The sequence below is a fragment of the Clostridium sp. ATCC 25772 genome (assembly GCF_001573875.1).
Classification (GTDB): Bacteria; Bacillota; Clostridia; order Clostridiales; family Clostridiaceae; genus Clostridium_J; species Clostridium_J senegalense.
In genome coordinates, this window is the sequence record NZ_LFRG01000069.1 from 1 (window position 1) to 12,216 (window position 12,216).

At 28.1% G+C, this 12,216-nt stretch carries 9 protein-coding genes and 1 tRNA gene; 1 reads left to right on the top strand and 9 read right to left on the bottom strand.

What is annotated here, in order from left to right; all coding sequences use genetic code 11:
• Positions 1–1,302: 1,302 nt before the first annotated feature.
• The 5 genes from AZI32_RS16045 to AZI32_RS16065 all read right to left on the bottom strand — a co-directional run bounded on the left by AZI32_RS16045 (position 1,303) and on the right by AZI32_RS16065 (position 5,054).
• Entirely contained in the window at positions 1,303–1,749 is a 447-nt protein-coding gene (locus AZI32_RS16045) for a hypothetical protein (protein ID WP_061996844.1), read from the bottom strand.
• Positions 1,750–1,824: 75 nt separating this feature from the next.
• Complete coding sequence (locus AZI32_RS16050; protein WP_061996846.1) at positions 1,825–2,481, bottom strand: HAD family phosphatase; 657 nt, start codon at positions 2,479–2,481, stop codon at positions 1,825–1,827.
• A 147-nt stretch (positions 2,482–2,628) separates the two neighbouring features.
• Positions 2,629–3,972: a [Fe-Fe] hydrogenase large subunit C-terminal domain-containing protein gene (locus tag AZI32_RS16055; protein WP_061996848.1), complete on the bottom strand. Its 1,344-nt coding sequence runs from the start codon at positions 3,970–3,972 to the stop codon at positions 2,629–2,631.
• Between the two features lie 603 nt (positions 3,973–4,575).
• Positions 4,576–4,651 (bottom strand) — tRNA-Pro (locus AZI32_RS16060).
• A gap of 88 nt (positions 4,652–4,739) precedes the next feature.
• Positions 4,740–5,054 carry a hypothetical protein gene (locus AZI32_RS16065; protein ID WP_061996850.1) on the bottom strand — a complete coding sequence of 105 codons (315 nt, stop codon included), beginning with the start codon at positions 5,052–5,054 and terminating at the stop codon, positions 4,740–4,742.
• 1,236 nt (positions 5,055–6,290) lie between these two features.
• Here AZI32_RS16065 and AZI32_RS16070 point away from each other — a divergent pair.
• Positions 6,291–7,169, top strand: a complete 879-nt coding sequence (locus AZI32_RS16070) for a CAP domain-containing protein (protein WP_061996852.1) — start codon at positions 6,291–6,293, stop codon at positions 7,167–7,169.
• A gap of 51 nt (positions 7,170–7,220) precedes the next feature.
• Here the strand turns inward: AZI32_RS16070 and AZI32_RS16075 are convergent, their stop codons facing one another.
• The 4 genes from AZI32_RS16075 to AZI32_RS16090 all read right to left on the bottom strand — a co-directional run bounded on the left by AZI32_RS16075 (position 7,221) and on the right by AZI32_RS16090 (position 11,960).
• Positions 7,221–8,531 carry a Na+/H+ antiporter NhaC family protein gene (locus tag AZI32_RS16075; RefSeq protein WP_061996854.1) on the bottom strand — a complete coding sequence of 437 codons (1,311 nt, stop codon included), beginning with the start codon at positions 8,529–8,531 and terminating at the stop codon, positions 7,221–7,223.
• Between the two features lie 214 nt (positions 8,532–8,745).
• Positions 8,746–9,894 (bottom strand): ABC transporter permease, encoded by a 1,149-nt coding sequence (locus tag AZI32_RS16080; protein WP_061996856.1) that lies wholly within the window; start codon positions 9,892–9,894, stop codon positions 8,746–8,748.
• Positions 9,894–11,015 (bottom strand): ABC transporter permease, encoded by a 1,122-nt coding sequence (locus tag AZI32_RS16085; protein ID WP_061996857.1) that lies wholly within the window; start codon positions 11,013–11,015, stop codon positions 9,894–9,896. The genes AZI32_RS16080 and AZI32_RS16085 overlap by 1 nt, the downstream gene beginning before the upstream one ends.
• Positions 11,016–11,024: 9 nt before the next feature.
• Positions 11,025–11,960, bottom strand: coding sequence for an ABC transporter ATP-binding protein (locus tag AZI32_RS16090; RefSeq protein ID WP_061996858.1), 936 nt, complete (start codon positions 11,958–11,960; stop codon positions 11,025–11,027).
• Between the last annotated feature and the right edge of the window lie 256 nt (positions 11,961–12,216).

Consider the following 12,216-nt stretch of genomic DNA (forward strand, 5'->3'; position numbering starts at 1 on the left):
TGGACTAATCCAGTTTCCTCATTTTCCCGTAACAAGACAAGTAAAGAACCAGTACCTACTACATTAACTTTAGCAAAGTACCTAAACAAGCAACTCATCAAAATTCTACCTCCTTAACAAGAGGGACAGACGCGTTTTGGGCTAATTTAATATACTTTAGTTTTGATGCTTTTATTGATTTTTGTTTTTCTACAATACTGCTCGAAGTCGGTCCCAACACCTTAGTTTTAGCAAACTACCTAAACAATCAAGTCCTTACAGTATTAGCTCCATCACAAGAGGGACAGGTTCACTTACGGCTATTTTCTTCGCTTAAACTGTAGATTCCACAATTGCTCTATTTCCACAATAAAATAAGCAAAGAACCAGTACCACTATTTTAGTTTTAGTAAAACTTTTAAACACGTAATTTACTAAAGTTCCACTTCCATCACAAATGGGACTTTATCAATTAAGAGTTAAGAGTTAATAATTAATAGTTATGGTTATTACTAATCACTTTGTTCCTAGTAATTCTCAACGTATTTTTAAAATTTAGTTTTTTAAATCTAACTAAGCAATAAATTATGGTCTTGGCTCCATAACAAATGGGACAGGCACGGTAAGTTTATTTTCTTCGTTAACACTTGATACTCTTCTAACTTTATACTTATATCTAAAAATTCAAAGCCAGTCCCGAACAACTACGCTACATAGTAGCTACCTGGGGACTGGCTAACTTTTTTTATTTATGGCAATTAAATTTAAAGAGCTACTATCTATTTTATGGAACTACATTAGTCGCGCCTGTCCTTCTTGTTATGGCTACACATTTTAAACTTAGGTTTAGTTATATTTATATCAACTCAAAATTTATTATATCTGATTCATATTATTCTTAAATATATCACCTAATTTTACATATGGTAAGTGGAAATTTAAATTAGTCTTTTATTTAAAATTGAATTAGAAAGTCTTATGAAGTTATATTTTATTTTCATGACCTGACCCCAAGGACGGGGTCAGCGACTGCCTAGACAGGACGTCGATTCAGCCGTTTAGTCTTGAAAATTAAATAATAAATTCATTAGAGTTTCTTTTCCATTTTTCTAAATAGCGCTTTAAATTTTCACTTACCCTAAACCAATATTTTTAAATTACAAATAAACTTATTAACAATTTAAATTAAAATTTCAATAGATTGTTGATAAGTTTGTATTTTTATATTTTATTTGTGTATAACTTTTATTTTTCCCACAGAAAAAACAGAGCAATTTTGCTCTGTTTTAATTTACGCATATAAATATTTATTAATTTATTTGATTATGCTTTATATGGATATATATTATTTTCAACTACTTGTAAGGTTTTTATATCTTTTTCTTTTATAAACCCTTTAGTATTCTTATTTTCTCCTGGGATTATAACTTTTACTTCATACCATATTATATTATAAACTTCACAGCAATCTAATATCTCTAAATTAGTGTCTTTTTCTAAATCTCTTAATTTAGGCATATTTATAATTGGAGCAATGTATAGCTCTGTTTTGTTTATAGTTTTTCCATGATATGAGCTTATAGGAATATATGATATTTCAACACTACCACTTTCCTTTTCAAACGCCTTTAGTTTACCTTTAAGTTCGTTATTTATTTTAGCTAAAACCCTTAATCTAGTACTTTCTTTATTTAGCTTTAACGTAAGATTATATGAATAAATTATTAGTCCCCCAAATGAAATTAAAGCTAACAATAAAATAAATCTCAATATTACTGCCCCCTAATAAATATTACTATAATATGTAATTAATTATATGTATACTTATTAAGGTTTATGCTTTTGCTATTTTATTTTTTCTATAAGCTCGTTATATTCAGCTATAAATATATCAACTAGCTTTTTCATTTCTTCATGATCTTTTAAAGAATGTTCATCATGAACACCTACAACTTTCATATTAGCAGCTTTTGCACCTTTTACTGCTGGAAGTATATCTTCAAATACTAAACATTCCTCAGGTTTTACTTCTAATCTTTCTGCAGTTAAAAGATATACGTCCGGGAAGTCTTTTCCCCTACTTACTTCATTTGTTGTAGTTATAACATCAAAATATTCATAAATACCATTAGCTTTTAAGCAAGCTTCTAGAAGGCTTGTACTATTACTAGTGGCCAATGCTATCTTTATATTATTTTTCTTTAATATCTTTAAAAATTCCTCTACTCCACACTTAAGCTTTACGTTTGTTTCATACTCTGTATAAGCCATATCATTCCAGTGTTTTTTTATTTCTTCTACTGTATAAGGAAGTTCAAATTTATCTTTAAAGTATATAGCTACTTCATTATAGCTTAAATGTGCTATATCATCTTTTAAGTTTTCTGGTTTCTCTAATTTATGGTCTCCTAAGTAATCTATATCAATTTTATCCCATACCCACATAGAATCTACAATAGTTCCATCCATATCAAATATTGCCGCTTTTATATTAGTTAACATAACGCTCACCTCTTTAGTTTATAAATTATTTTTATCTATTAATGATTAATTTATTAATATACATATATTCAGTATATCAGAAAAGAAGAGAGTCTTGAAATAGTTTTTATCCTTAAGACTCTCTTTACCCTTTAAAGGGCAATATGATTATTTATTAAAACTTCTATGAAATATATTGGTTTTATCATGATTTAAAAAGTCTTTTAGAACCTTTATATCTAAATCCTTTAATATCTCTTGCATTTTTTCACTTTGAGTTGCTACTTTAAACTCTGCATCTTCCGCACATTCGTTTACCATTTTTGTTCCTTCTTCCATTTTTAAAATGGCTTTTGGTCCACCTACACATCCCCCAACGCAACCCATACCTTCTATAAAGTTACCATGTATTTCTCCACTGATTACCTTATTTAATAGAGCTTTACATTCCTTGACCCCATTACCCTGTACTTCTGTAAGATTTTCATATTTGTTAGGGAATAATAGCTCTACTGCCTCTTTTATAGCAATAGATACACCACCAGTTCTTGCATAAAGCCTTCCACCTCTTGAAGCATATTCTATCGTTGGAGTTTCAGAAAGTTTAGATGGGTCCACATCTAAAGCATCAAAAATTTCTTGTACTTCTTGGAATGTTAACACAAAATCGATATCTCCCAATAAATCTGGTTCTTTTGCTTCAGATTTTTTTGCTATACATGGCCCTACAAAAACTACTTTAACATCTGGATTCAATTTTTTCATTACTCTTCCTGCTGCTATCATTGGAGACACCGATGGAGAAACATGTTTTATCAAATCTCCATATACTTTTTTAATCATTGCTACCCACATAGGACAACAACAAGATGTTATCATAAAGTCATCTTCATTTTTTACCATTGCATCAAACTCTACTGCTTCTTTTAAGGTCAGCATATCTGCAAAAAATGCTACTTCTACCATGTCTGTAAATCCTATATTTTTAAAAGCAGTTCTCATCTTATTTAAATTAGCACCATTAAATTGATTTGCTATAGCTGGTGCAACTGCTGCTATAACAGGTTTATCACTATTTATAAGTTCAAATAATGGTAAGAACTGAACTTTATCAACTATATTACCACTTTTACAAGCATCAACACACTTACCACAATCAGTACAACGCTCTACATCAATATATCTTCCTGTGTTTTCTTCATTCATCAAAATTGCATCAAATGGACAAGAAGCTTCACAAGCACCTTCCCCCTGCGCACAACTTTCACAGGTACTGTTTATCTTAGTTACTATCTTTTCTTTACCTGTATATTTTTTTATTTCATCCTTTAATTTTGCCGCAAAGTCCTCACTATATCCTAAATCAACACCACATAAACTTGATAATTGTCTACATAATTTTTCTTTATCTTCATTTTCATTTTCTAATAGTTCGTTTATTTTTGTCTCAAAAACACCATTTTTATAAGCTAATATTAACTCTTTAAAATATTCACTATAATTCCTATTCATAACAGTTCTCAACCCCTTTTATTTCTTATTTATCTTTAAATGCCACATAAATTATTTTTTATTTAATCACTATTTAGTTTTTACATTTACTGACCTTTTATACCTAGATGTATATAACACCTATATATATATTTAATTATATAGAAAAACAAGCTCATATTTAAGATTATTCATCAAATCTTTGTTGCCAGTTGATAAAAAGTAAGTACAAATATAGTTAGTTAAGAATTATGAATTTAGGATGAAAGTGGTAACCACTTTCTGAAAAATGATTTTAAAAATCTATAAATATAATTTGCTTTGCAAATTTATAAAAAGATACGTTGAGAATTACTAGGAACGAAGTGAGTAGTAATAACCATAACTGTTCACTATTCACTCTTAACTTTTAACTAAAATAAGCTGTTAGTTATTGGTAAAATATTAATTTGCATTTTCTCATTTGATAAATGAATAAGTTTAAAATTTAATTTGGAACCCTATAAATAAAAAAAACCTTAACAGGAAGTGACCAAAATTGTGATCACTTCCTGTTAAGGTTAATTATTCATTTATTATTTATTTATTTTATAAATAAAAAGAGAGTTGCCTATGCAACTCTCTTGGTCGGGGTGACAGGGATTGAACCTGCGACCTCATGGTCCCAAACCACGCGCGCTCCCATCTGCGCCACACCCCGGCGACAAGATTTATTATAGTACAAACTTTTTTTTGTGTCAACATTTTTTTTAATATTTATTACATTTTTTAATTTTATTTTGAAAATCTTATAAAAAACTGGCTTTATCCATTATTACTAAAGCGCCACCCCATAAAACTAAAACTAAAGATAATATATTAATAGTTAAATAAACTTTGCTTTTAATGGTTTTAATTTCCTCATTAATATATTTAGTTATACTTTCAATTAATTCAATAACTCCAATTGTCATAAGAATAGCTAACACTATGCAATATATATAAATTAATAATCTATTGCTATTATAAGCATCAATTCTACCACCTACAATATTAATAATTAAAATCAAAATCATTGTTGCCATTGGTTTTATATTACTATTTTTATTACATATCTTCTCCATAATAACTCCCCCAGTATTTTCTTATATATTATCAATTGCTAAGCAAAGAACTATCCCAAAGTTCTAGCACCATCACAAATGGAACTTTGCTAGTTAAAAGTTAAGAGTGAATGGTTAACAGTTGAAGATATTACTAGTCACTTTATTCATAGTAATTCTCAATGTATTTTTTTTAGGACCGGCTTTGATTACTTTAAATTTTATTGATAACCTTATGATTTTACTTTAAAAATAACTTATGTAAAATATATTTTGCTACGCCTGTCCTTCTTGTTATGGCTGCACATTTTGAATTTAGCTTTTATTAGATTTATATCTTTAACCAAAATTTATTCTTTTCAATTAAAAAGGAACTGTTAGTCTAATTTCTACATCAATTCATAATGTCTTAACTATTATTTTTTTAATTGTCCTTTGTTCATTGTCAATTTTTCAAAACTTTCTACCTTAACTGAACAAGCCACTATCCCGCGTTATGCCTCGATCACAAGAGGGACAGACGCGTTTTGGGCTATTTTATTATACTTTAGTTTTGATGCTTTTATTGATTTTTGTTTTTCTACAATAGTACTCGAAGTCGGTCCCAACACCTTAGTTTTAGCAAAACACCTAAACAATCAAGTCCTTACAGTATTAGCTCCATCACAAGAGGAACTTTATCAATTAAGAGTTAAAAGTTAATAATTAATAGTTATGGTTATTACTAATCACTTCGTTCCTAGTAATTCTCAACGTATTTTTTTAAATCATTTTTAGAAAGTGGTTACCACTTTCATCCTGAATTCTTAATTCATAATTCTTAACCCTTAATTTTTTTAATTGTCCATTGTCAAATGTCAATTTTTCAAACTATTAAATTTCTATTTTATATCAATTCGCCTTACCCCTTTTTAAATCCTTTTTTAAATCAAATATGTAACTAAAAGTAAATTTTCATCATCTAAGTTTATTGGTTATGTTACTATATTATTCATGTTTTACCGTTTTTAACATATTTGCTGTAAACTTAGTAATCCCAACTAGTTTACTAGGATTATTCAAATTTCTGTTTTTTCTGTTTATTTGTAAAGTTATCCATCATTGCCTTTTCATACGTTTACGTGAAATAGTTCCCTGTGTACAGGCTTTCCTTTTTATTCTATACTTTACTCATTAAATAGGACTCACAACATAATGTGAATAAAATCCAAAAATAAATATCATATTGTCCTATTAGTCACAGGGGGAGTGAACAACATGAAATTTAAAATAATAAGTATTTTATTATCGGCATCATTATGCACGGGACTAGGAATTAAATATGCCCATACAGATAATGATGTAATAAACGATACGAAAACCGCTATTAAAGAAACTATTTCTAAAGATACAGAAAAGAAAACACCTGAAATACAACGTCCAACTAATAACAACTCAGAAGACACTACTGAAAATACTAAATTAGATAACAACAATTCTACTATTCCAAGTAGCAATTCTTCAAATAGCAATTCAACTGAAACTGCTACAGTACCAGTTGATAATAGTAAACCTGATGTTAAACCACCTACAAATAATGAATCAGGAAATAAAGAAGAATCCGTTCCAACACCGGAACCTACACCTACTCCAGAAGAAACACCATCAGAAGATAATTCTAACTATGAAAGCGCATCAAATAGTAATCCTAGTGGATTGCCTAGCATACCTAAAAACTATTCAGTTGAATACTTAACAGCTGTTGAAAATAGAGTTTTAGAACTTTGTAATGTAGAGCGTCAAAAAGCAGGATTATCTCCATTATCAATGGACGAAACTATGAGAAGTGCTGCTAGATATAAAGCTGAAGAAATGCTTCAATACGGCTATTTTGATCATACTTCACCTTATACCGGAGGCCCCTTCGATTTATTAAATAAATTTGGAGTTAGCTACGGTACTGCTGGTGAAAACATTCAAACTAGTACAGGCTATGATAAAGCATCAGTTACTGCTGAATATCTTGTAAACAATTGGATGAACTCTGCAGGTCATAGAGCAAACATATTAAATGGAAGTTTTAATAGAATGGGTATAGGTGTTGTATTTTCGCCTAACGGAAATATTGCTTATGAATCACAATTATTTGCAGATTAAGGTATATTAAAAAAGGATGTCTAAACTTTAGACATCCTTTTTTCTTTAAGCCTATACTGCCTTTTCTTCAACCACTACTTTATTATCCTTTTTATTATCCTTTACTCCCAAAATAAAGATTATCGTAAATACACCCATTACCACAGGATAATATGTATATTTCAATATAGCAAACGGTGATAGTGCTGATAATGCTGCTGCTGATAATAACTGTGCCCCATAAGGTATTAAACTTTGTATAACACAAGAAAATACATCTAAAAGCGTTGCCACCCTGCTAGAATCTAAATCGTATGTTTCTGATATTTCTTTTGCCATAGGTCCAACAGTAACTATAGATATAGTATTGTTTGCTGTAAATAAATTTACTATACTTACTAAAATAGCAATACCTAGTTCTGCACCTCTTTTTGACTTTATCTTAGATGCTATAAAAGAAATTATAAATTCAATTCCACCGTTATCTTTTATGATTTCAACTATACCGCCAATAAGTATAGACACTATTATAAGTTCTCCCATATTTAAAGCTCCAGTTGCTATAGAATCAACTAACAACTTTAAAGTCATATCTTTAGTTATAAATCCTATTACTGCTGATATCACAACTCCACCAGTTAATACAGTTATTACGTTTACTCCCATAAGTGCTGATGCTAATACAAATATATATGGAATTACTTTAATAATTTGATATTCATATACTCCGCCTATATTGGCAGTTTTACCAAGAGTAAGTATAACTAATATAGCCATAGTTACAATTGCTGATGGAAGTGTTATTTTAAAATTCACCTTAAATTTGTCCTTTAATTCTGCATTTTGAGTCTTAGCTGCGGCTATTGTAGTATCTGATATCATAGATAAGTTATCGCCTAATATAGATGCTCCTACAACTGCACCAACAATTAATCCAAGTGATATTCCAGTTTTCTCACTTATTCCCAAAGCTATTGGAACAAAAGCTGCTATAGTTCCCATTGAAGTACCTATTGAAGTAGATATGAATCCTGCCATTAAGAAAATTCCTGGAACTAATAAAAATGATGGTAAAAAATTTATACCTAAGTTAACAGTAGATTCTACAGCACCCATTGATTTTGCTGTTTCCCCAAAAGCTCCTGCTAATATAAATATTAAACACATCATTATTATGTCTGGATTGCCTCCACCTTTGCAAAAACTAATTACCTTATCATCAAAGGTTCGTTCTCTGTTTTGTATTAATGCAACTATTGAAGCTATTAAAAATGGTACAACTACCGAAATAGCATAAAAATCTTTTAGTATTATAGCTACTCCAAAGTATATAACTATAAAAACTAAAAGTGGCATTAATGCAATTATTGATTTTTTCTTCATAATAATCCCCTCTCCCAATTCCACTTTTTTACCTTTATTTACCGTAAAATAATTATTTTTTTACAATAAATTAAGAGGGCATAACATCCCCTCTTAATTTATTGTAAACATAATAATACCTTTTTCTACAATTATTGTAAAAACCTATAGATAATTAAATATCTATAGGTTTTATATTAACTAATTTACTGAATTAAAATTTATAAGTGAGTACCTAATTATAATCTTTATATATTTTTTCAGTTTTTGATGTTTTATATGCTGACATTGTAAAAAATGCTAAAGCAAATAATATCATTATAAACAAATTTATTATTATATCATTAAAAGGCACACCTTGCTGTAAATCTAATATTGAATCCATTGCCCATCTTGTAGGTGTAAAATAGGATATTTTATTTATAAAATTAGGAAATAAACTTACAGGAACAAAGCATCCACCTATCATTAGAAAAGTTATAATTACTATATTAGAAAGCATACTTGCTTCCTGCCTAGTTTCTGTTATTGATATGCAGAATGTTCCCAGTGACACAGCTATTAATGTTACTAATACTAAAATTATTCCTAACTGATAATAATACATGCCTATTTCTAATTTCATAATGTATTTTAATCCTATCAATGATAATACAACCTGTATCAATATACTAAAAAAACTAGATAATATATTAGCTAAATAATATTGTGAACTTTTAATATCTGCTACAAATATTCTTGTATACATATTTTTTTGCTTATCTGAATTTATCAATTCTGCTCCAGACATAGCTCTAAAAAGCATGAACATTATTAAAAATCCCAAAAATACTTGTGTTTTTACATAATTACCTTTTAAATCATTTAAATTGAGCTTCTCTATTTTGATAGTTCCATTACTGTAATTTTCTAAAGCTTTAATATAACCATCATAATTTTTATCACTAGCTACTGCTAAATCTTTAAGATTTTTAATTTCTAAGTTTAAGGAGGTCTTAATACCTTTATTTAAATTTCCCATTTCATTTTCTTTAATATCTATATATGGTTTTTCTCCACTTAATAAATTATTTTCAAAACCTTTAGGTATAGTTATAGCAATATCTATGTCCCCTTGTGCAAAGGAGTTCTCTATATTAATATCACTATCTTCTTCAACATTTAACCCTTCATTATTTTTTATAGTGGATAGTATAGCCAAGGAACTTTTCGTATTATCTTCGTCTTTAACTACTGCATTCATATAACCAGATCCAGTACTAATATATTTTGATATGATTAGTAAAATAATAATTGGAGCTATTGTAGTTATGATAAAAGTCCCTTTATTTTTTAAAATTAAAATCCTTAAGTTATTTTTAAATAGAGCCCAAACTTTTTTCATTACTCCACACTCTCCTTTTTAACAAAAACAGTTAATAAAATTAATGCTATTACTGTTATACCTAAATTTAAAGCAACTGATATTGTTATTATAGAATTATCATGCAGATATATCATTCTGAAAAATCCTCTATTTATCCATCTTAATGGTGATATATTTGTAGCTATTTGCATTACCGTTGGTAATTTATCTGGAAAAGCCAGATAGCTTCCGCCTAAAAAGCTCATTACAGGAAATATTACACGGTCTATAAAGGCAGCAGCATTACCATTCTCTTTAAATATTACGCCTAAAAAAGCTCCCATTGTAACTACCATTAAGTTTAAAGAAAGTAATATTAAAAATGATATTATTAAATTATTTCCCCAATTAGTTTTTAACACAAATATTGAAAATAAATATCCCGGTAACGTTATTATTATTGAAAGCATAAAATTTCCTATAATATTTGCAAGATAATACTTTTCTATTGAAAATTTTGTTAAAAGTATTCTATCTTTAACAGCTAACCTATCATCCCTTTGTATACCATACAATGAGAAGAATAATATATACATACTCATTAACGTCAGTTCTGCTATTCCATAATAATCAAAAGATGTAGGACTTTGTGTTTTTTCTACCTTTTCAACATTTATATAATCCTCTTCTAAATTGTCATTTATAATATTTATAGCATTTTCATCATCTATTTTATAAACTTCTGTTATTGCATTAAATCTATTACTAGCTGTCTTAAATAATCCACTTACAATTCCTGATTCTATTTTATTTTTCTCATTTGAATATAGTTTTATGGTATTTCCATCTAAATAAATAAAGCTTCCTCTTGATTTCCTGACTATATCTTTTCCTTTATTTATACTATCTATTTTTTCAAAATAAATTATTTCAGTTCCCTTATTTTTTATTATTTCATCTAAAAGGTTATTACTTTCTTTACTACCACTATCATTATTATAATAAACAGTAAAATTTTCTATTTGTTTACTAGTGTCAAATTGATTTATTACAACAACTCCTATTAGTGTCATTAAAAATATAGAAAACAACATATTAAATAATAAATTTTTCGGGTATCTAATATGTCCTAAAAAAATCCTTTTTATAATTTTAAACATATAAATCACCTACTCTCTCAAACGTCTTCCAGTTAAACTTAAAAACACTGTTTCTAGATTTATATCTTCATAGCCAATATCCCTTATTTCAATTTTATTTGTTGTAAAATAGTTTATTATTTTATCTAAATTATTTATTTCTTTTTCAGTATTTATAGTTATTTCATTTTCCTCTATAATTACATCAGTAACACCTTTTATATTTTTAATTTCTTTTTCATTTATGGTTTCAAAATTATCAATTCTAAGGATTAAACTTTTCTTATCTGAAACTATACTTTTTAATTCTTCCTTACTACCTTCAACAATAACCTTACCATTATCCATAATAGCTATCTTACTACATATCTCTTCTACCTCTTCCATATAGTGAGTGGTATATATTACTGTGGTTCCTTTTTCATTTAACTTTTTAACTGATTGCAATATATGATTTCTTGATTGCGGATCTATTCCTACAGTAGGTTCATCCATAATAACTATCTTAGGATTATGAACAATTCCACAGGCTATATTTAACCTTCTTAACATACCACCTGAAAAATCTGATGCCCTTTTGTCTTTCATATCTAAAAGTCCTGTAAACTCTAAAGCTTTTTTTACACATTCTTCTAGTTCATTTCCTTTTAATCCATAAAGACTACCAAAAAATTTTACATTTTCATAAGCACTATATTCATTGTAAAGAGCTACTTGTTGTGGCACTAAACCTAAATATTTTCTTGCAGATTTATCTTTAATACTTAACGTTTCTCCTAAAATTTTAATTTCTCCATAAGATGAATTTAAAATCCCGCATATTATATTTATAGTTGTACTTTTTCCTGCCCCATTTGGACCTAAAAGCCCATATATTTCTCCTTCTTCAATAGATAGTGAAATATTATCTACTGCTAAAAAATCTTTATATCTTTTAGTTAGGTTTTGTATTTCTATAGCTTTCATATATAAACACTCCTTATATTTCCTCAATCATTATCTTCTTAATTCTATTGTATAGAAAAACCTTCTCCAAATAACGTGGAGAAGGTCATAATCTTTATGTGACTTTAGTCATATTGTTAAAGTATTTACGCTTTGCTAGTTAAGAGTTGTAATGCTTTGCTAGTTAAAAGTTAAGAATGAATAGTTAATAGCATTCCTGTATTGCCATTTTAATCATTTTGAAATAAAAAAAGACCTTTTGTATAATTAAAAGGTA